This is a genomic window from Phocaeicola plebeius (assembly GCF_003437535.1).
Lineage (GTDB): Bacteria > Bacteroidota > Bacteroidia > Bacteroidales > Bacteroidaceae > Phocaeicola > Phocaeicola plebeius_A.
This window is the reverse complement of record NZ_QSQT01000011.1, coordinates 87,673-108,827: the sequence shown is the minus strand read 5'-3', so window position 1 is coordinate 108,827 and position 21,155 is coordinate 87,673. Positions and strand designations below refer to the sequence as shown.

The window sequence follows — 21,155 nt, the reverse complement described above, 5'->3', positions numbered from 1 at the left end:
TCCTGACCGGAAGAAAACCGGATTGTGATGAGAAAAATTGACATGATTGTGATTCACTGTACGGCAACGAGAGCGGACCGCCCGCTCTCGCCTGCCGAACTGACGAAGATGCACCGGAAACGGGGGTTCAAGTGTTGCGGATATCACTATTTTGTCCGCACGGATGGTGAAATTTGTACAATGCGACCGGTGGAGCGGGCCGGAGCGCATGCCAAGGGTTATAACGAGCACAGCATCGGCATTGCGTACGAAGGGGGACTGGATGCGCAGGGACGGCCGGCGGATACGCGTACGGAACTGCAGAAGCGTTCGCTCCGGATTCTGGTGAGGGTGCTGAAATCGGATTTCCCGGCCATCACGCAGGTGGTGGGGCATCGCGACCTGAGCCCGGATCTGGACGGTGACGGAACGGTGGAACCGGAGGAATGGACCAAGGCCTGCCCCTGTTTTGACGTGAAAAAGGAACTGTAGCGGAACAAAAGTTTTCTAAATCGTAAAAAGAAGGTGTCCGGCGCCTGAAAAGTTTTCAGGATTCGAAATAAAATCCTACCTTTGCACTATTCAAAATCCAAACGGACAATGGCGAATCTGTATATTATCATTTCTGCATTTGTATCGGCAGTGATACTGGGGAGAATCATTATCCCGAATATTCTGATTATTTCATTGCGCAAACGCTTGTTTGACGTGCCTGATGAACGGAAAGTACACAAACGTCCGATACCTCGCCTCGGGGGAGTGACCTTTTTCCCGGTGATTCTTTTTTCCTTGTGTGTGTTTACGGCCGTGCGGCTGATGACGGGCCACGGACCTGCGGAGACATCGACAACGGACCTGGTGTGCGAGTTTCTTTTCCTGACGGGAGGGCTGACCCTGCTGTATATCGTGGGCATTGCCGACGACTTGATTGGGGTGCGCTACCGGAAGAAGTTCCTGGTGCAGATTATCTCGGCGGCGATGTTCCCGCTGTCGGGCTTGTATATCAACAATTTCTATGGTCTCTTTGGCATTTACCTGATTCCTGCAGAGGTAGGTATTCCGCTGACCATGCTGCTGGTGGTGTTCATCACCAATGCCATCAACCTGATTGACGGTATCGACGGACTGGCGTCGGGGCTGAGTATGGTGGCGTTGCTGGTGTTCGGGGTGCTGTTCGTGCATTTCCGCATGTGGAGCTATGCCATGCTGGCTTTCGTGACGGTGGGGGTGATTATCCCGTTCTTTTCGTACAACGTGTTCGGCAGTGCGGATTTGGGAAGGAAGATTTTCATGGGGGATACCGGCAGCTTGACGCTGGGGTATATTCTGAGCTTCTTTGTCATCAAGTACTGTATGTATGAGCCGGATATGCTGCTCACGATGAAGACGAGTCCGGTGCTGGTATCGTTCAGCGTGCTGATGGTGCCGTGTCTGGATGTGATTCGCGTGGTGCTGCGGCGTGCGCGTAACAAGCGGTCGCTGTTCATGCCCGACAAGACGCACATCCACCACAAGTTCCTGGCCATGGGGTTCTCACCGCGGAGGGCGCTGGTAACGATTCAGTTGATGTCGGCCTGCTTCTGTGCGTTTACCATCGTGGCGATTCTTTATATGAACAACACGCTGGTGTTCGTGATTGACGTGGTGGTATGGACGCTGCTGAACCTCTGGTTTGACCATGTGATTAACCGGAAGGCGAAGAATGGAGAATAATGAAGAATTAAGAATGAATAATGAAGAACGGGAGGGGTGATTCTTCCGTTTTTTTTATTATGACATAAGAACAAAAAGACATAATTTCAATAATGATGAAGAATGAAAAGTGAAAAGTGAAAACGCAATACGCTCACCTCTTTTACTTTTTAACTTTTACCTTTTAACTATATACCTTATACCTTTTTCTGTCTAAAGAAGCTCGATATCTGTATAACTCGTTTGAGAAAATGTGCTGTAATGAATGTTATTCGTTTGAAAAAATGTGTCGAATGTTGGTTTATTCGCTGGAAAAAGTGTAATTTCGTCGTTGGGAAATAAGATTACACCATGCTTAAAAGGAAGATAGAAACATATTTAGCCGACTGGAAACGGTCTGAGGACAGAAAGCCTCTTGTAATAAAAGGTATCCGCCAGTGTGGAAAGACATACATTGTTCAGAAATTCGCAAGGGAGAATTATGAAAGTGTGGTCTATATGAATTTCATTCTTGAGCCTGACAACAAGTCTGCCTTTACCGGCAATATAGATGTGGATACCATCATTCTCAACCTCTCTGCTTTGATTCAGGGCAGTCGTTTCATTGAAGGGAAGACTTGTATTATTCTTGACGAGATTCAAGAGTGTAGGGAAGCAAGGACTGCCTTGAAGTCATTTCATATAGACGGGCGTTTCGATGTCATTGCCACAGGTTCGCTTTTGGGGGTAAAAGGTTATGGTCAAAGTAAGAAAAAGAAGGAGGATGTAGGGCAAGATTCTGTTCCGGTCGGATACGAAACCGTGATTGACATGTATCCATTGGATTTTGAAGAGTTTCTATGGGCAAACGGAATCGGTCAGACAGTTATTGATTCTGTAAAATCATGCTTTGAGAACGAAAAGGCTGTTCCTGACGGGATTCATAAGGTCATGATGGAGATGCTGTACAGATATGTGATTGTCGGAGGGCTGCCGGAAGTGGTGAATTGCTTCCTTAAAACCAGGAATATCGAACTTATCTATAAGTTGCAGCGAAATCTTATTGCCGGATACGAAGAAGATATGGTTAAATATGCAGAGGATGCGGATAAACCCAATATTCGGGAATGTTTTGAATCTATTCCGAAGCAACTGGCTAAAGAGAACAAGAAATTCCAGTATTCAGTTGTCAAAAAGGGAGGAAGGTCTGCTCAATACATCGGCAGTATTCAGTGGCTGGAAGATGCAGGGATTATCCGTAGATGCTATAACACACAGACTACGGAATTGCCGTTAGAGGGGAATGCTATTAAAGACTGTTTCAAAGTGTACACAACTGATATAGGTATTCTTGTGGCAATGCTCGACTATGGTACTCAGGCGGATATTTTAAAGGGAAATCTTCTTGGATATAAGGGAGCTATCTTTGAGAACCTCATGGCGGATTTTCTGTGTAAGTCCGGTCAGAAACTGTACTATTTCCATAAGGACAGCGGGCTTGAACTGGACTTCCTGGTAAGGTTCAAAGGCGAATGTGTTCTCCTTGAAATTAAGGCAAAGTCTGGTAAAGCAAAAAGCATGACAACGGTTCTTAAAAATAAGGACGTGTATCATGTTAAGAATGCAATCAAGTTAGGGCAATATAACGTAGGCCGTGATGGAGATATTCTTACTATTCCACTATACATGGGATTTCTTGTAAACGACAAACTTGCAGACGTTATCATTCCTGATGTTGATGTGAGTGCGTTGAATAATGAAGAATGAAAAATAATGAAGAATGAAGAGTGAAGAATTAAGAATGAAGAATTAATATAGTGAAGGACGGGAGGGGTGACTCTTCCGTTCTTTTTTTTGTTATGACATAAGAACAAAAAGACATAATTTCAATAATGGTGAAGAATGAAAAGTGAAAATGCAATACGCTCGCCGCTTTTACTTTTTAACTTTTCACTTTTAACTCAATACCTTCTTCTGTTCTTTTGTCTAAAGAAACAACATGTTTCTGTGAGGCGTATCGTTTGAAAAACTTATGCGATTAAGTTGGAAAGATGAAAGTTTTTATGTTTCTTTGTGTAAACTTCATCTCTGCAAGCTATGGTTAGTACAACAGACATCATCAACAGACTGAAAATATTCAAAGCACAATCGGCTTCGAAATATAAAATAAAGTTCATGGGGTTGTTTGGCTCCTATGCGCGCCAGCAGCAAGATGAAAAAAGTGATGTGGATGTTTTTATCTGTCTGCAGGAACCGGACTTTTTCGTGATGGAGCAGATTAAAGAAGAACTTGAAGTTTTGCTCCATTCTTCTATTGATTTAGTGAACTTTAGAGAGTCACTTCGTCCAACGTTAAAAAAGAATATCCTTAAAGATGCGATCTATATCTAAAGAAATATTGATTGATTTATTGGAGCTGATTCTGGAAAAAGCTACTCTCGTGATAAACAGAAATCAGTCGATTACGTGTGCACAGGATTTTCTTACATCGCCGGACAGAATGGAAAAATTTGATGCAGCATGTATGCTGATACAGGTAGTAGGTGAAACGGCTAAGAAGATAGATGATCGTACATCGTCTCTGTTGTTTGCGCATTATCCGCAAGTCTATTGGCGAGGCGTATTCGGATGTCGAAATATTATTTCGCATGAATATGGGAATGTAGACCCCATTCAGATATTTGGTATAATCAAAAAGTATCTTCCTGAACTGGTTGTTTGTGTAAAGCAAATTTTGTCAGACGTGGAAGCAGGTAAGCATGACAGCTTATTCTTGTCATAGAATGAAGAGTGAATAATGAAGAATTAAGAATGAATAATGAAGAACGGGAGGGGTGACTCTTCCGTTTTTTTTATTATGACATAAGAACAAAAAGACATAATTTTAATAATGATGAAGAATGAAAAGTGAAAACGTGATACGCTCACCGCTTTTACTTTTTAACTTTTCACTTTTAACTCAATATGTTCTTCTGTTCTTTTGTCTAAAAACAAAAAGGAATATTCTCATTCTTCACCCTTTGCTTTTGGTTCTATAAATAAAAGTTATAAATCGGGTTGATTTTATTTGTATTTTCTGCTTTTATAACTTAAAAATGAGTATCTTTGCAAACGAATCATTTAATTGATAAAATATGGGACTTGATCAGGTAATCGGGAAAAATATCAAGGCTTTTCGTGAGCATTTGAACTATACCCAGCAGGAAATCAGTGATTATTTAGGTATCAGTCAGCCGGCATACGTGAAATATGAAAAAGGGGAGACTGTAGTTCCTTTGGAGGCAATGGAGAAACTGGCCACTCTGTATAACGTGGATGAATACGATCTGATGGAGGAAAATGAACAGCTTTTTCAGACATCTGTGGCCTGTGCGTATCGTAAGACGGGAAATATTGGAAATCTTGGTCAGATTTCTCAATTTCAGAAAATAGTCAGAAATTATATTCAGATGTGCAATGAGCTTGAGAAGTAAAGTTGAACTGGAATGTCTTGCAACCAGGTTGCGGGAGGAGATGCACGTGACTACAAAGGACCCTGTGCGCATTCATCAGATATTGAAAGAAAAGCACGTGCTTACGTGGTTTAAGAAGCTGGATGATAATTTTTCGGGCATGGCAATCCGGATAAAGGGAAACGAATCTTCTTCTGACAAGTATTTTATGTTGATAAATACGGCTTTGTCTTATGCCAAGCAGCGTTTTACTGCCTGTCATGAGTTGTATCACTTGTTGTATCAGAAAGATTTTAAGGTGTCGCAGAACAATGCGGGGCTGTTTAATAAAAAAGAGGAGGAAGAGTATAATGCCGATGTGTTTGCAGCCTACCTTCTGCTTCCGGAAATGGGGTTGAAGGAACTGGTTCCTGCCGATGAACAGCAGGTTGACAAAATAACCTTGGCTACTCTTCTGAAGGTGGAGCAGAATTTTCTTTGCTCAAGGGCGGCACTTCTTACCCGGCTGAAGGACTTGAAATGGATTACCAAGAAAACGTTTGACCTTTACCAGAAAAATGTGGTTGCTTCGGCAATCGAATATGGTTATAATACGCAGTTGTATTATCCTACTTATCAGACGGAGCTGGTGGGAGATTATAACTTGAAAGCTCGTGAATTATATGATAAGGGGCGTATTTCTCAGGCGAAGTATTACTCGTTGCTGATGGATATGGAAATTAATGTTTCTCAAGAGGTATATGGGGAGGAATAAAGTAATATTGGTGGATGCCGATGTCATCTCTCATTTCATGGCTACCGGTTATATAGACAGGCTGACGGAAATTCTGCAGCCTCATGCCGTGATGATTGTAGAGAATGTGTACAAGGAGGCCAGCTATCATCCTACGGAACCGGACAGGAAACGGAAGGTGGACAAGTGGATGGAGCGCTGCAAGGTATGCAAGATTGCTCTCCCTTATGCCAATGAAAATATCCGGCGAGAGTTTTTCCGGCTTAAAAAAGAGAATCCGATGCTGGGGGACGGAGAACGGGCCTGTATGTCGATGGCGCGTTTTGGACAGGAGGTTATCGCAAGTAGTAACTTTCGGGATGTGGCTCCTTATTGTGATGAGAATGGCATTGAATATATTGGAACGCTGGATGTGCTGACTATTGCAATGAATAAGGGGATTTTTACCAGTGATGAATGTAATCGGTTCATGGTGGAGGCAAAGGCGAAAAACAAAGCGAAATTTCCAGTTGACGATATTACTGTTTATCAGGCTCCGGAATACATCAGTACGTTTTGATAGTGAATAATGAAGAATGAAAAATAATGAAGAATTAAGAATGAATAATGAAGAACGGGGGGACTCTTCCGTTTTTTTGTGATTACTTGCCGCTTTTACTTTTTAACTATTACCTTTTAACTCAATATGTTCTTCTGTTCTTTTGTCTAAAAAAAGACATAAAAAATAGACATAAAAAAAGGGAATCTTCCCAGACTCCCAATCTTCATTAACCTTAAATCTAATACCATGAAAAACACGATGCAAAGGTAAGGTTTTTATGTTATGAAACATATAATTGGGGCGAAAATCTGCATTGAATTAACTATTTTTATGTTTTAAAACAGGGAAGCGGAATTTTTACACCGGTTTTTTCTGCTTGGAATGGAGATTCCGGGGCTAAGCGCTTGGTGATTCGTTTTCAATAATGTATCTTTGTCCTTAAAACTAAAATGAAAGACAGAATGAGAAGACAGTTTGTAAGATTGGCATTGTGTCTGTTCCTGCTGGGGGGATCCGTTGCGTATGCCCAGAGCGGAATGACCGACAACCAGGTGATAGAATATGTGCAACAGGCGCTTCAACAGGGCAAGGACCAGCAAACCATTGCGATGGAGCTGCTGGCCAAGGGGGCCACTCAGGAGCAGTTGCTGCGATTGAAGTCCATGTATTCGGGTTCGACGGGCGCGTCGACATCGGGCAGCGGTTCTCTGACGGGGGAAGACAGCTCGCTGCTGGGCTCTGGTTCACGGGCCCGGAAAACTACTGCGACCGGTACGGAAGAGGATGCTTCGGAATTCCTGGAGACAAGTTCGACAAACGTGGACAAGAGTATGTGGTCGGAAGACATGCAGAAGACCATGAAGAAACGCCGCAACCTGACGACGGTGGTTACCAGCGAGAACGATGTGTTCGGACGGAATATCTTCAACATTGAACAGCTGACTTTCCAGCCTAACCTGAGCATGGCTACGCCGGAAAACTACCGCCTGGGACCGGGTGACGAGGTGATTATCGACGTGTGGGGCGCTAGCCAGAACACCATGCGGCTGGAGATTTCGCCCGACGGCTATGTGAACATCATCAACCTGGGTCCGGTGTACCTGAACAACATGACGATTCAGGATGCACGCCAGCTGCTGAAGCAGGAACTTGGAAAGATTTATGCGGATTCGGGCAATAACATCCAGGTGACATTGGGAAATATCCGTACCATCCAGGTGAACGTGATGGGGGAAGTGATGGCGCCGGGTACGTATTCGCTGTCGTCGCTCTCGACGGTATTCCATGCGCTGTACGTGGCAGGTGGTGTGAGCGACATCGGTAGCTTGCGTAACGTGCAGGTGGCCCGCGGCGGCAAGACGTTTGCCCGTCTGGACGTGTATGAGTACATCATGAAGGGGCAGATTCAGGACGACATCCGCCTGCAGGACGGCGACGTGGTGATTGTGCCTACCTACGACGAGCTGGTGAAGATTACGGGTAAGGTGAAGCGTCCGATGTTCTACGAAATGAAGAACGGGGAATCGGCTGCCACTTTGCTGAAGTATGCCGGTGGTTTTGCTTCGGATGCTTACAAGAAGAGTATCAGGGTGTTGCGTAAGGACGGTAAAGAATTTTCCGTGAAAACGGTGAACGATATAGACTATTCTGCGTTTAAATTATTAGACGGGGACGTGATTTCGGTGGATTCGATTCTGAACCGCTTCAACAACCGTCTGGAAGTGAAAGGGGCTGTGTATCACCCGGGGGTATTCGAGTTGAGCGGTTCGCTGAACACGGTACGCCAGCTGGTGGAGAAGGCCGACGGTTTGCTGGGGGATGCCTTTACAGGACGTGCGGTGTTGTATCGCGAACGGGAGAACCTGACGAAGGAGGTGTTGCCGGTTGACATTCAGGGTATTCTGAACGGTACGTCGCCCGACATTGCCTTGCAGAAGAATGACATTTTGTATATCCCGAGCATCCACGACTTGCAGGACATGGGGAAGGTGACCATCAGCGGTGAGGTGAACAAGCCGGGTAGCTATACGTATGCCGACCACATGAGCCTGGAGGACCTGGTGATTACAGCGGGCGGTTTGAAGGAATCGGCTTCGCTGGTGCGTGTGGACGTGTCACGACGCATCCGTGACCCGAGAGGGACGACGGAGCCGGACGTAATCGGACAGAATTTCTCGTTCGGACTGAAGGATGGTTTCGTGGTGGACGGTGAAGCGGGATTTGAACTGCAGCCGTACGACCAGGTGTTTGTGCGCCGCAGCCCGAGCTACAACGAGCAGGTGAACGTGACGGTGGACGGTGAGGTGCTGTTCCGCGGTGACTATACGCTGAACACGAAGAGTGAACGTCTGAGCAGCCTGATTCAGCGTGCCGGCGGGGTGAGCCGCTATGCGTATGTGCGTGGAGCGAAGTTGCGCCGCGTGGCCAACGAGGAGGAGCTGCGCCGCATGGAGGATGTGGTGAAGATGATGCGCCGTGAAATCGGTGATGCCATGGCCAACACGCTGGGACTGAAGGTGGACAGTACGTTTACGGTAGGTATCGACCTGGAAGCTGCACTGGCGAACCCGGGCGGAGACGCTGACCTGGTGCTGCGCGAGGGCGATGTGCTGACCGTGCCGGAATATAATAATACGGTGAAGGTGAACGGAGCGGTGATGATGCCGAACACGGTATCGTATGCGGCAGGCAAGAGCGTGAAGTATTACCTGAGCCAGGCGGGCGGTTACTCTGCCAACGCCAAGAAGAGCCAGAAGTTCATTATTTATATGAACGGACAGGTGGCCGAAGTGAAGGGCAGCGGCAAGAAACAGATTGAGCCGGGCTGCGAAATCGTGGTACCGAACAAGACGAAGAAGTTCAACTTTGCGAACATAGTATCGAATGCGACTTCGTTTGCTTCACTGGCTACGATGCTGGCTTCACTGGCTACGATGATGAAATAACCTTTAAATCTATGAGTATATGAACATGAAAATGAGACTGATTGTCATGAACTTCCTGCAGTTTGCCGTGTGGGGAGCGTATCTTACCTCAATGGGTACGTACCTGGCGGGTGTGGGATTAGGCGGACATATCGGAATTTTTTACGCCATGCAGGGGATTGTGTCCCTGTTCATGCCGGCTGTGTTGGGTATTGTGGCTGACCGCTGGATTCCGGCGCAACGGTTGCTGGGGCTGAGCCATCTGTTGGCGGCCCTGTTTATGGGTGGAGCGGGCTATTATGCCATGACTACGGGACTGCAGGTGGAATTTGCACCGCTGTTCTCGTTCTACTCCGTGAGTGTGGCGTTTTACATGCCTACGCTGGCTTTGTCGAACTCGGTGGCTTATACGGCGCTGGACAAGGCAGGGCTGGATACCATCAAGGCGTTTCCGCCGATACGTACGTTCGGGACCATCGGTTTCATTTGTTCCATGTGGCTGGTAGATTTACTGGGATTCCAGTCGAACTACATGCAGTTCTTTACCTGTGCGGCATGGGGCGTGGTGCTGGCCGTATATGCCCAGACGCTGCCGGAATGTCCGGTGAGCCGCGCACAGGGCGGACAGAAGTCGCTGGTAGAGGCATTGGGACTGAGGGCGTTTCTGCTCTTCAAGAACCGCAAGATGGCGGTGTTCTTCATCTTCTCGATGCTGCTGGGTGTGTCCTTGCAGATTACCAACGGCTTTGCCAATCCGTTTATCACGAGCTTCAGCGCCATTCCGGAATATGCCAATACCTTTGGCGTGCAGCATGCCAACCTGCTGATTTCGCTCTCGCAGATCAGTGAGACGTGCTGTATCCTGCTGATTCCGTTCTTCCTGGGACGCCTCGGCATCAAGAAGGTGATGCTGATTGCCATGGTGGCGTGGGTACTGCGCTTCGGACTCTTCGGCCTGGGTGACCCGGGCAGCGGGGTGTGGATGTTCGTGCTGTCGATGATTGTGTATGGCGTGGCATTCGACTTCTTCAACGTGTCGGGCTCGCTGTTTGTCGACAAGGAGACGGACCTGTCTATCCGCTCGAGTGCGCAGGGACTGTTCATCATCATGACGAACGGTATCGGAGCCACGGTGGGTACGCTGAGTGCGCAGGCGGTGGTGAACTGCTTCGTGGACTTCAATTCGCAGGCACCGCAGGTGGAAGGCTGGAGCCGGGCGTGGTTCGTGTTTGCGGCCTACGCGCTGGTAGTGGCGGTGACTTTTGCACTGGTATTTAAATACAAACATAAAGTAGATAACGAGTAATTAGAATGTGAAAATGGAAAAGAAAGACGAATTTGTAGAAATGCGGGTCCGTACCATTGACGAGGCCATGAATGTGGATAAACTGATCGGGCACCTGACATTTGATCAGGTGATGGACGATGAGGAGAAGATGGATATTATGATGCTGGACGGGCAGAACTTCAAGCTGCTGCTGGAGGAGGTGAACGAACCGCACCGGATGATGTTGGGGATTATCAACCCCGACGAGGCGGACTTGCTGTACGCGGCTGTTAACGACCCGGAAGGCACGGATGCCACGCTGCCTTATCAGACGGTGCATATTCTGAAGGAGCTGGGTGTTACCGTGGAAAAGGTAGTGGTAAAGGACAAGGTGAAGTTGCTGCACCGTGCGATTGTGACTCTGCGCAAGGAGGACGGCTCGGTGATGGAGATGCAGCTGACACTGTTCGACGCGCTGGTGGTGAGTCTGATAGCCGGTGTTCCGTTCTATGTGAACGCGAAGTTCCTGGAAGACCCCCGTTCGGGCTTTACCAAGTCTGTGCCTAACACGAAGGCGCTGCTGCTGCGGTTGATGCCGCTGAAAGGGCTGGAGCGGGAGATGGAGGATGCCATCCGCCGCGAGGACTATGAGTATGCGGAACTGATTAAGCAGGAAATGGCGACCCGCAACAAAGAAGAAGAGGAAGATTACGAAGATTTGGAGGATTTAGAAAAAGAATTGTAATTATGCACGTGTTTTATACACCGGATATTGCGCAGACGCTGGAGCTGCCGGAAGAAGAAGCGGGCCACTGCCTGCGGGTGCTGCGCCTGGGAGTGGGCGAGGAGATTATGCTGACCGACGGAAAGGGATGCTTTTACCGGGCGGTCATTTCGGCAGCTACGCAGAAACGCTGTGTGGTGAAGGTGGTGGAGAAAACGGAGCAGGAGCCTTTCTGGAAGGGGCACCTGCACCTGGCTCTGGCGCCTACGAAGAACATGGACCGCATGGAATGGCTGGCGGAGAAGGCTACGGAAATCGGTTTCGACGAGCTGACGTTTCTGAACTGCCGTTTCTCGGAACGGAAGGTCATCAAGACGGAACGGGTGGAGAAAATCGTGGTGTCGGCCGTGAAACAGTCGCTCAAGGCACGCAAGCCGGTGGTGAACGAGATGACGGACTTCCGCCGCTTTATGGAGCGGGAGTTTACGGGACAGAAGTTTATCGCCCACTGCTATGAGGGGGAAAAGCCTCTGCTGCGCGACGTGCTCCGCAAGGACGAGGACGCCGTGGTGCTGATTGGTCCGGAAGGGGATTTCAGTCCGGAGGAAGTGGCGCTGGCTGCAGAAAAGGGCTTTCAGGCAGTGAGTCTGGGCAAGTCGCGCCTGCGTACGGAAACGGCGGCACTGGTGGCCGTACACCTGATGAACCTGACGCACGCGGAATAAGCTGATGTGTAACTTTTAAATAGAATCATTATGAAAAAGACATGGAAATGGATGGGAAGCCTGGCCTTGGGTATGGCTTTCCTGTTGTCTGCCTGCGGGGAAGACAATGCGTATACCAATGCGTTGCCAAAGGATGCGGCTGCAGTGTTCTCGTTCGACCTGATGGAGATGGCACAGAAGTGTGACCTGAACGACCAGGTGAAGCAGTCGATGGGGCAGATGATGAAATCGAGCCTGAAGGGCAGTGCGGATGCCCTGGTGGACAAGCTGATGGAGAATCCGGAAGAGAGCGGGTTGAGACTGACCGACCGGGTGTATTTCTTTGCCGCTTCTCAGATGGAAATGGGCGGCGTGCTGGTGCGCATGGCCGACAAGGGAAAACTGGAAGATTTGATGGCCATGCTTCAGGAGCAGAAGGCGTGTGAGGCTCCTGCCGACGGTGACGGTTGCCGCTGGACCGTGGGTGGCGGCGGACTGATGGCCTGGACGGACGATGCGTTTCTGATGCTGGCGGGCAACGGTAACCCGAAGGACTTTCAGCATCAGGCTTCGATGTGGCTGCGCCAGAAAGAAGGGGAGGGCTATTCGGGCACTCCGGAATTCAAGAAATTAGAGGATGCCGACGAGGATGTGGCCATGGTGACTTCGCTGAACGCCATGCCGAAGAGTTACCTGGGCCCGGTGACGATGGGGTTGCCGGCTGACTTGAACCTGAATGATTTAAAGATATTTTCTACGCTCGATTTCCAGGCGGGAAGGGCCGTGATGGAAGTGGAGACGCTGCTGGAGGGCAAGTTCAAGGACTTGCTGAAGAAGCAGGCGGAGGTGAGCGGCGAACTGGACGGCACGTATCTGAAGGTGTTCCCTGCCAATACGGTGCTCTGGATGGCTGCCAACGTGAACGGTGAAAATGCGTATGAGCTGTTGCGTGAGAACCCGACGGTGCGTCAGGAGCTGGACAACTCGATGATGCCGCTCGACTTTGAGGCTATCTTCAAGGCGGTGAAGGGTGACGTGGCAGTGGCCATGCCGGAGATGTCGTTGAAGCCGGGCTTCATCCTGTATGCCGATGTGAAAAACGGTGACTTCATGCGTACGTTTGAGGACTTGAAACCGATGCTGGCCATGACCAACGGTCAGATGCGGCTGGTGGACAAGGGTGAAAATGCTTATCAGTTTGTGGTTGCCAACGGTGCCATGCTGGGCATGGGCCGCGGACCGGTGTCTTTCTGGCTGGGCGTGAAGGATGACCGCTTCTACCTGACGAATCAGGAGGACCTGATTGGCCGTGAGGTGAAGGGGCTGTCGCTGAAAGACTGTGACTGGGCCAAGGACGTGAAGGACAAGCATTTCTACCTGAACGTGAACTTCCAGGCACTGGCTGCCGTACTTCCGCAGATTCCTTACGTAGGTATGCTGGACTACCTGAGCATCGAATCGGATGAACCGACCAAGGCTCGCCTGGTGCTGCAACTGAAGGACCACAAGGAGAATGTGCTGAAGCAGCTGGTACAGATAGTTAATAATTAATAGTGAATAATGAAGAATGAAGAATGAAGAGCATTCTTCATTCTTCATTATTAATTCTTCATTGAATAAAATGGACACAATAGAATTACAGCAGACCCTGCCGGAGGTATTCGCCGGACGCGACGGAATCGTGTCGGACGTGTGGCACCGGCAGATGGCTTTTCAGAAAGGAAAGATGTATCTGATTGAAGCGGCGTCGGGCACGGGCAAGTCGTCGCTTTGCAGTTTTATTTACGGGTACCGTACGGACTACCAGGGGATTATCACCTTCGATGGGGAGAACGTGCGGAAGCTCACGGTGAAGCAGTGGACGGACATCCGCAAGCGGTCGCTGGGCATGCTGTTTCAGGAACTCCGCCTGTTCGGGGAGCTGACGGCGTGGGAGAACGTGCAGCTGAAGAACGGGCTGACGGGCTTCTGCCGCAAGCAGCAGGTGAAGGACTGGTTTGAGCAGCTGGGCATCGCCGACAAGTGGGACGTGAAGGCGGCCAGGATGTCGTACGGGCAGCAGCAGCGCGTGGCTTTTGTGCGGATGCTGTGTCAGCCGGCCGACTTTTTCTTCCTGGATGAGCCGGTGAGCCACCTGGACGACGGCAACGGGCAGATTATGGCGCGTATCCTGAAGGAGGAAGCGGCTCGTCAGGGTGCGGGAGTGATTGTGACGTCCATCGGCAAGCACCTGCCGCTGGAGTATGACAGGGTGCTGAGTTTGTAAGGGATTAAAACGAAGACGGATATGATCTGGAAATTATTGAGGCAGCACATCAGTGTGGCGCAGCTGGCAGGATTCTTCCTGGCCAACCTGTGCGGTATGGTGATTGTGCTGTTGGGCATACAGTTTTACAAGGACGTGTTGCCGGTGTTTACGCAGGGCGACAGTTTCATGAAGAAGGACTACGTGATTGTGAGCAAGCAGGTGAGCACGCTGGGCAGCCTGGTGGGCAAGGGAGGTACGTTCTCGCGTGCCGACATAGCCGACATGGAGTCGCAGCCGTTTGCCAAGCGGACGGGAGCGTTCACTCCGGCACAGTTTCAGGTGTCGGCCGGCATGGGCATGGCGGGCATGCAGCTCTCTACGGCGATGTTCTTTGAGTCGGTGCCCGACGAGTTTGTAGACGTGCGGCTGGAGGGCTGGACGTATCGCGAGGGACAGACGGAAATCCCTATCATCATCCCGCGCAACTACCTGAACCTTTATAACTTCGGCTTTGCACAGAGTCGCAACCTGCCGCAGCTCTCGGAGGGCGTGATGGGGATGATGACGCTGGACGTGCGGCTGAGCGGACGGGGACGGACGGAGCGCATGAAGGGACGTATCGTGGGTTTCTCCAACCGGCTGAACACGATTCTGGTGCCGCAGGCGTTCATGGAATGGGCCAACGCCACATTGGGTGATGGCGGGCAGACGGCTCCCTCACGACTGATTGTGGAGGTGGACAATCCGGCGGACGACCGCATCGCGAAGTATTTCAAGCAGAAAGGCTATGAGACGGAAGGCGACAAGCTGGATGCGGGAAAGACGACGTGGTTCCTGAAGATGGTGGTAGGCATCGTGCTCACGGTGGGACTGATTATCAGTGTGCTGTCGTTCTACCTGCTGATGCTGAGCATCTACCTGCTGTTGCAGAAGAACACGAAGAAGCTGGAGAACCTGCTGATGATTGGTTTCAGTCCGGCGGCGGTGGCGCGTCCGTATCAGGTACTTACGGTAGGGCTGAACGCAGCGGTGGCGGCCATGGGTGTGCTGCTGGTGTGGATGGCGCGTGATGCGTATCTGGACATGCTGCGGCGGATGGTGCCCGACTTGCAGGAAGGCAGTCTGCTGCCGGCGCTGCTGACGGCCGGGGGACTTTTCCTGCTGGTATCGGTGCTGAATGTGCTGGCTGTAAGGCGGAAAGTGGAATCTATCTGGAGAAAGAAATAGTATAAGCATTATATATTATCTGTAAAACCAAATGAAAATGAAGAAACTAAAGAACGTATGGCTCTTTTTGAGCTTTATCCTGATGGTGGCCGGAATGGCAAGCTGTAGCATGGATGATCCGACGGGTGTGGATGTGTCGAGAGATGACATTATCGGTACATGGAAGGTGACGGCAAATGACTGGACAAATTCGGAAGGTGAGTCTGGTCGTAATGATCCTGAGCACATGGGACAGACGCTCTCGGTGAAAAGTGGCGGTACGGCTTTGTTTCGTGGCGAGTCGTTCAACTGGACACTGAGCAAGGGGGTGCTGACGCTGTCGGACAATCGTGGCCGCAACATACGGGTAGTAATTCTGTCGTATACGGAGGAGGAGATTCAAGCTTCGTACGATTGTACCTTTGAGTCGGAGATGTATACCGAGGAAGGCAACTACACCTTCAAGCGCGTGTAACGAGACATATTAATATAAAGAAGAGCCACAGTAATGTGGCTTTTTTTGTAAGACATAAAGACAATTATTTTTTAGACATAAGAACATAAAGACAAAAGAATTTTTAACTGTGTAATATTATGGGTATGAAAACAGAAGACCTAATTAAGGTAATTATTCAATGCGCATACAATGTAAGAACGCATCTGGCAGCCGGTTTTTTAGAGTCGGTGTATCAAAAGGCATTGTTGATAGAGTTAAGGGAAAAAGGTATTCATGCGGATTCTGAAACCCCTATAAATGTATATTATAAAGATGAGATTGTAGGGGAGTTTAGAGCAGATATTATTGTAGAGGGAGAGATAATTATCGAACTAAAAGCGGTGCAACATCTTCTTTCCATACACGAAACTCAGCTGGTTAATTATTTGACGGCAACTCATAAAGACCATGGATTACTCATTAATTTTGGTGGTGACCGTATAGAAATAAAAAGGAAGTACAGAGAGTATAAACGCTCATAATTTTTATGACATAAGCATCGAAAGATATTTCTTGAATGTTTTTGGACATAAGAACATAAAGTACATAAGTTTATATTTACACAGAAAATCTGTTCTTATGTTCTTCTGTCTAAAGCAAAAAGGCAACATCCTATAGCAGTTATTATTTTTCGGACATAAGCACATAAGTACAAAAGAAAGATTGCATCTACAAAAATCTGTCTTTATGTTCTTCTGTCTAAAATAAAAAAGATACACCCATATAGCACGTCATGTTCTTTGTCTAAAATAATATGTGTGACCGCACACACGTACAATATCTTGTAAATATTTGTTTAGATATTTCGTCTCTGTGTAAACAAGTGTAAAACCATTTGTCCGATATCTCTTGATTTATGTCTATTATTAGGGGAATCAGTCTAAAAAATGTTACATGGAGTTACATATATGAGAGTTTATTCAGTAAATTTGCGTTACAGAAATGGTCAAACTTTAAACAAATACCCGGGACGTTTGTTTAATAGGTAAGAACCATGGATGATTCATTCTTTTTAAATTAAAATAATTGCTTATGTCAAAAATCGTTGGACACATTTCGCAGGTAATCGGTCCGGTGGTCGATGTGTACTTCAAGTTTGAAGAAGGACAAGACGTGGAACACGCCTTGCCGAAAATCCACGATGCCATGACGATTGCCCGTAACGACGGGCGTACGCTGGTGATTGAAGTGCAGCAGCATATCGGTGAAGACACGGTACGCTGCGTGGCCATGGACAGTACGGACGGGTTGAAGCGCGGAATGGAAGTCGTTCCTACGGGGCATCCGATTTCGATGCCTATCGGAAACCAGATCAAGGGCCGTGTGATGAATGTGGTAGGTGATACCATTGACGGTATGAAAGAACTGGACAAGACGGACGGATTTCCTATTCACCGTGAACCTCCGAAATTCGAAGACCTGGCCACTACCCAGGAAGTATTGTTTACCGGTATCAAGGTCATCGACCTGCTGGAACCTTACCTGAAGGGTGGTAAAATCGGTCTGTTTGGTGGGGCGGGTGTTGGAAAAACCGTGCTCATCAAAGAGTTAATCAATAACATTGCCAAGAAACACAATGGTTTCTCCGTGTTTGCAGGAGTGGGTGAGCGTACCCGTGAAGGTAACGACTTGCTGAGAGAAATGATTGAATCAGGCGTAATCCGCTACGGTGACGAATTCCTCAAGAGCATGGAGGAAGGAAACTGGGACCTTTCGAAGGTGGATTACAACGAAGTGGAAAAATCGCAGGTAGCCATGGTGTTCGGACAGATGAACGAGCCTCCCGGTGCCCGTCAGTCAGTAGCCTTGTCGGGTCTGACACTGGCCGAATCGTTCCGTGACCGCCAGACGGGCGACAACGGTCCGCGCGATATCCTGTTCTTTATCGACAACATCTTCCGTTTTACGCAGGCAGGTTCTGAGGTTTCAGCCTTGTTGGGACGTATGCCTTCGGCAGTAGGTTACCAGCCGACACTGGCTACGGAAATGGGACAGATGCAGGAACGTATCACTTCTACGAAGAACGGCTCCATTACTTCCGTGCAGGCGGTGTACGTGCCGGCCGATGACTTGACCGACCCTGCTCCGGCTACTACCTTTACCCACCTGGATGCCACTACGGTGTTGAGCCGTAAGATTACCGAGCTGGGTATCTATCCGGCTGTAGACCCGCTGGACTCTACGTCGCGTATCCTCGACCCGCTGATTGTGGGCAAGGAGCACTACGAAACGGCTCAGCGCGTGAAACAGATTCTGCAGCGCAACAAGGAGCTTCAGGATATTATCTCTATCTTAGGTATGGATGAACTTTCGGATGAAGACCGTCTGACGGTGAACCGTGCCCGCCGCGTGCAGCGATTCCTTTCGCAGCCGTTTGCCGTGGCCGAGCAGTTTACGGGCGTGCCGGGCGTGATGGTTTCCATAGAAGACACCATCAAGGGATTCAAGATGATTCTGGACGGCGAGGTAGACTATCTGCCTGAACAGGCTTTCCTGAACGTGGGTACCATTGAGGATGCCATCGAGAAGGGTAAGAAGCTGATGGAAGCGGCTAAGAGTTAATAAGTAAAAGTTAAAAGTTAAAAGCTGATAGCTTAATATGAAAGAACTTCATCTGGTTATCGTTTCACCCGAAAAGCTGGTTTACGAAGGAAAAGTGAGCCAGGCTACCTTTCCGGGAAGCGCAGGAAAATTTCAGGTCATGGCCGACCATGCCCCGATTATTTCCACGCTCTCGGCCGGGGAAGTGAAATACGTGGCCGGACAGGAAACGCAATCCCTGCAAATCAAGGGGGGATTCGTGGAAGTCAAGGAGAATCAGATTTCAGTCTGTGTGGAACTCTGAGAGGAGCGAAGCAGGCGATGAACCGAATATGTTTTTGGCGGCTTTTCGGATGAAAAACCGCACGATACTATGTTTTTGTTGACCGTTAAGAAGAAATTTATAAAAGAACTGACCGTGATTGGAATCGTGCTGACGACGCTCGTCGCCGTGGTATATCATCTGTTCATTCCCGACAGGTATTTCCTGTGGTTTCCGGCCATTCCGATATTCTTCTATCTTTTCGGCCTGTTTTACATAGAAATGTTCGCGTTCAACTATCGCGTGGGGCTGGAACGGATTGCGATGACGTATCTGGTGTGCAAGGTGCTGAAATTCATTGTCAGTGCCATGCTGCTGATGTTCTACGGATTTGTGATAGGACATGAAGTGCTGGCGTTCATGCTGACCTTCATCTTCTTCTACTTTGCGTTTCTGATATTCGAAACCCGTTTTTTCCTTCTTTTTGAAGCGAAACTCAAACTAAGAAAAAAAGCTAATGATGAAAAAAATACGGTACATAATCATCACGCTGTTACTGCTGATGGCGGTTCCGGCTGCGCTGACGAAGGCACAGGCCGCTGAGGGTGACATCGACGTGAACGAACTGGTGTTCGGACACATTGGCGATGCCTACCAGTGGCACATTGCGAAGTTCGGCGATACGGAGGTAAGCATTCCGCTGCCGGTGATCGTGAAAAGCAGTACGGGCTGGCATGTGTTCTCGTCTGCCCGGCTGGAGGAAGGTCCTTACGAGGGGCTGTACGTGGCCGAGGGTGGTGCCTACGACGGCAAAATCGTGGAACGCAATGCGGCCGGCGAGGAGGTGCGTCCGCTGGACATCTCCATCACGAAGAATGTGCTGGGCTTGTTTATCAACAGTGCGGTGCTGCTGGTCATCATGATGAGCTGCGTGCGCTGGTACAAGAAACATCCGCTGGAAGACGGGGCACCCAAGGGGGGCGTCGGCATGATTGAGGCCACGGTGCTTTCTATCTACAACGACGTGATTAAGGGCTGCATCGGCGAGAATTACCGCCGCTACGCGCCTTATCTGCTTACGGCGTTCTTCTTCGTGCTGGTGAACAACCTGATGGGGCTGATTCCTATCTTCCCCGGAGGTGCGAACGTGACGGGTAACATCGCCATTACGCTGGTGCTGGCTTTGTGTACGTTCGTGCTGACCAACGTGTATGGTACGAAGGCTTACTGGAAGGAAATCTTCTGGCCCGACGTGCCTACGTGGTTGAAGGCGCCGATTCCGATGATGCCGCTGATTGAATTCTTCGGTATCTTTACCAAACCGTTTGCACTGATGATCCGTTTGTTTGCCAACATCATGGCAGGACATGCGGCCGTGCTCAGTCTGGTGGCCATTATCTTCATCACGGTGAAGTCGGGTCCGGTTATCAACGGCTCGATGACGGTGGTGTCGGTGGCATTCAGCATTTTCATGAATGCGCTGGAAATTCTGGTGGCATTCATCCAGGCATACGTCTTCACGATGCTGTCGGCCGTGTTTATCGGTCTGTCGCAGGTGAAGGAACATGCCGAAAAATAATTGATTCAAAGAAAATTAAAGTATAACCTTTTAAAACAAGAAAATTATGTTATTGTCAGTTTTATTGCAGGCAGCTGCAGGTGTAGGTATTAGTAAGTTGGGCGCCGCTATCGGTGCAGGTATTGCAGTTTTGGGTGCCGGTATCGGTATCGGTAAAATTGGTAGCTCGGCCATGGAAGGTATCGCACGCCAGCCGGAAGCTTCAGGCGACTTGCGTATGAACATGATTATCGCTGCCGCTCTGGTAGAAGGTGTGGCACTGATTGCCATCGTGGTTTGTTTGTTGACTTTGTTCTTGTAAAAAATAAAACAATAAGTTATGGGATTATTAACTCCGGATCCGGGGCTGCTGTTCTGGATGGTCATCACCTTCGGAGTCGTGTTCTTCATCTTGGCGAAATACGGCTTCCCGGTGATTCTGAAGACGGTGGAGGACCGGAAAGCATACATTGACAATTCGCTCAAGGCGGCGCGTGAGGCCAACGAACAGCTGGCCAACGTGAAGGTGGAGGGTGAGAAAATCCTGGCACAGGCACGCGAAGAACAGCACCGCATTCTGAGTGAGGCTGCTGCTACGCGCGACCGCATCATCAAGGACGCTCAGGAGAAGGCCTTCGCCGAAGGCAACCGCCTGATGGAGGAGATGAAGAAGCAGATTGAAACGGAAAAGGAAAGTGCCATCCGTGACATCCGCCGCCAGGTAGCCGTGTTGTCAGTGGGCATTGCAGAGAAGATTATGCGCAACAAGCTGGCCGATGAAAAGGAACAGGCTGCGCTGATTGACCGTCTGCTGGATGAAATGATTGAAACTTCTAAAAAATAACGTGT

At 49.0% G+C, this 21,155-nt stretch carries 23 protein-coding genes; all 23 read left to right on the top strand.

Annotation, left to right across the window (positions count from 1 at the left end; translation table 11 throughout):
• Positions 1–27 precede the first annotated feature (27 nt).
• The 23 genes from DXD04_RS07430 to atpF all read left to right on the top strand — a co-directional run bounded on the left by DXD04_RS07430 (position 28) and on the right by atpF (position 21,150).
• On the top strand, positions 28–471 hold the full coding sequence (locus DXD04_RS07430; RefSeq protein WP_117672234.1) for an N-acetylmuramoyl-L-alanine amidase: 444 nt from the start codon (positions 28–30) through the stop codon (positions 469–471).
• A gap of 108 nt (positions 472–579) precedes the next feature.
• Positions 580–1,692, top strand: coding sequence for an MraY family glycosyltransferase (locus DXD04_RS07425; RefSeq protein ID WP_117672231.1), 1,113 nt, complete (start codon positions 580–582; stop codon positions 1,690–1,692).
• Positions 1,693–2,022: 330 nt separating this feature from the next.
• Positions 2,023–3,417 (top strand): ATP-binding protein, encoded by a 1,395-nt coding sequence (locus DXD04_RS07420; protein WP_117672229.1) that lies wholly within the window; start codon positions 2,023–2,025, stop codon positions 3,415–3,417.
• A gap of 330 nt (positions 3,418–3,747) precedes the next feature.
• Positions 3,748–4,041 carry a nucleotidyltransferase family protein gene (locus tag DXD04_RS07415; protein ID WP_117672227.1) on the top strand — a complete coding sequence of 98 codons (294 nt, stop codon included), beginning with the start codon at positions 3,748–3,750 and terminating at the stop codon, positions 4,039–4,041.
• Positions 4,025–4,432, top strand: a complete 408-nt coding sequence (locus DXD04_RS07410) for a HepT-like ribonuclease domain-containing protein (protein WP_117672225.1) — start codon at positions 4,025–4,027, stop codon at positions 4,430–4,432. The genes DXD04_RS07415 and DXD04_RS07410 overlap by 17 nt, the downstream gene beginning before the upstream one ends.
• A gap of 352 nt (positions 4,433–4,784) precedes the next feature.
• Positions 4,785–5,123 (top strand): helix-turn-helix domain-containing protein, encoded by a 339-nt coding sequence (locus DXD04_RS07405; protein ID WP_022053187.1) that lies wholly within the window; start codon positions 4,785–4,787, stop codon positions 5,121–5,123.
• Positions 5,107–5,856: an ImmA/IrrE family metallo-endopeptidase gene (locus DXD04_RS07400; RefSeq protein WP_117672223.1), complete on the top strand. Its 750-nt coding sequence runs from the start codon at positions 5,107–5,109 to the stop codon at positions 5,854–5,856. The genes DXD04_RS07405 and DXD04_RS07400 overlap by 17 nt, the downstream gene beginning before the upstream one ends.
• The gene (locus DXD04_RS07395; RefSeq protein ID WP_117672221.1) at positions 5,843–6,394 is read left to right on the top strand and encodes a PIN domain-containing protein; all 552 of its coding nucleotides are present in this window, start codon (positions 5,843–5,845) and stop codon (positions 6,392–6,394) included. Before DXD04_RS07400 ends, DXD04_RS07395 begins: the two co-directional genes overlap by 14 nt.
• 443 nt (positions 6,395–6,837) lie before the next feature.
• A complete protein-coding gene (locus DXD04_RS07390; RefSeq protein ID WP_117672219.1) occupies positions 6,838–9,321 on the top strand; it encodes an SLBB domain-containing protein in 2,484 nt (827 codons plus the stop codon).
• 19 nt (positions 9,322–9,340) lie between these two features.
• Positions 9,341–10,606: an MFS transporter gene (locus DXD04_RS07385; RefSeq protein ID WP_117672217.1), complete on the top strand. Its 1,266-nt coding sequence runs from the start codon at positions 9,341–9,343 to the stop codon at positions 10,604–10,606.
• A gap of 13 nt (positions 10,607–10,619) precedes the next feature.
• Positions 10,620–11,312, top strand: a complete 693-nt coding sequence (locus tag DXD04_RS07380; RefSeq protein ID WP_117672215.1) for a DUF151 domain-containing protein — start codon at positions 10,620–10,622, stop codon at positions 11,310–11,312.
• Between the two features lie 2 nt (positions 11,313–11,314).
• On the top strand, positions 11,315–12,016 hold the full coding sequence (locus tag DXD04_RS07375) for a 16S rRNA (uracil(1498)-N(3))-methyltransferase (RefSeq protein WP_022053178.1): 702 nt from the start codon (positions 11,315–11,317) through the stop codon (positions 12,014–12,016).
• 30 nt (positions 12,017–12,046) lie between these two features.
• On the top strand, positions 12,047–13,546 hold the full coding sequence (locus tag DXD04_RS07370; protein WP_117672213.1) for a DUF4836 family protein: 1,500 nt from the start codon (positions 12,047–12,049) through the stop codon (positions 13,544–13,546).
• 70 nt (positions 13,547–13,616) lie between these two features.
• Complete coding sequence (locus DXD04_RS07365) at positions 13,617–14,261, top strand: ATP-binding cassette domain-containing protein (RefSeq protein ID WP_117672277.1); 645 nt, start codon at positions 13,617–13,619, stop codon at positions 14,259–14,261.
• 21 nt (positions 14,262–14,282) lie between these two features.
• On the top strand, positions 14,283–15,470 hold the full coding sequence (locus DXD04_RS07360; RefSeq protein WP_117672211.1) for an ABC transporter permease: 1,188 nt from the start codon (positions 14,283–14,285) through the stop codon (positions 15,468–15,470).
• Positions 15,471–15,507: 37 nt separating this feature from the next.
• Complete coding sequence (locus DXD04_RS07355; protein ID WP_147330752.1) at positions 15,508–15,924, top strand: lipocalin family protein; 417 nt, start codon at positions 15,508–15,510, stop codon at positions 15,922–15,924.
• A 125-nt stretch (positions 15,925–16,049) separates the two neighbouring features.
• Entirely contained in the window at positions 16,050–16,427 is a 378-nt protein-coding gene (locus DXD04_RS07350) for a GxxExxY protein (protein WP_117672275.1), read from the top strand.
• 550 nt (positions 16,428–16,977) lie between these two features.
• Positions 16,978–18,507, top strand: a complete 1,530-nt coding sequence (gene atpD / locus DXD04_RS07345) for a F0F1 ATP synthase subunit beta (protein WP_007558860.1) — start codon at positions 16,978–16,980, stop codon at positions 18,505–18,507.
• 37 nt (positions 18,508–18,544) lie between these two features.
• A complete protein-coding gene (locus DXD04_RS07340) occupies positions 18,545–18,790 on the top strand; it encodes a F0F1 ATP synthase subunit delta/epsilon (RefSeq protein WP_022053171.1) in 246 nt (81 codons plus the stop codon).
• 69 nt (positions 18,791–18,859) lie between these two features.
• Positions 18,860–19,351 carry a hypothetical protein gene (locus DXD04_RS07335; protein WP_117672207.1) on the top strand — a complete coding sequence of 164 codons (492 nt, stop codon included), beginning with the start codon at positions 18,860–18,862 and terminating at the stop codon, positions 19,349–19,351.
• The gene (gene atpB, locus DXD04_RS07330; protein WP_181977464.1) at positions 19,269–20,327 is read left to right on the top strand and encodes a F0F1 ATP synthase subunit A; all 1,059 of its coding nucleotides are present in this window, start codon (positions 19,269–19,271) and stop codon (positions 20,325–20,327) included. The genes DXD04_RS07335 and atpB overlap by 83 nt, the downstream gene beginning before the upstream one ends.
• 46 nt (positions 20,328–20,373) lie before the next feature.
• Positions 20,374–20,628, top strand: a complete 255-nt coding sequence (atpE, locus tag DXD04_RS07325) for an ATP synthase F0 subunit C (RefSeq protein ID WP_007558852.1) — start codon at positions 20,374–20,376, stop codon at positions 20,626–20,628.
• An 18-nt stretch (positions 20,629–20,646) separates the two neighbouring features.
• The gene (gene atpF, locus DXD04_RS07320) at positions 20,647–21,150 is read left to right on the top strand and encodes a F0F1 ATP synthase subunit B (protein ID WP_117672203.1); all 504 of its coding nucleotides are present in this window, start codon (positions 20,647–20,649) and stop codon (positions 21,148–21,150) included.
• Positions 21,151–21,155 lie beyond the last annotated feature (5 nt).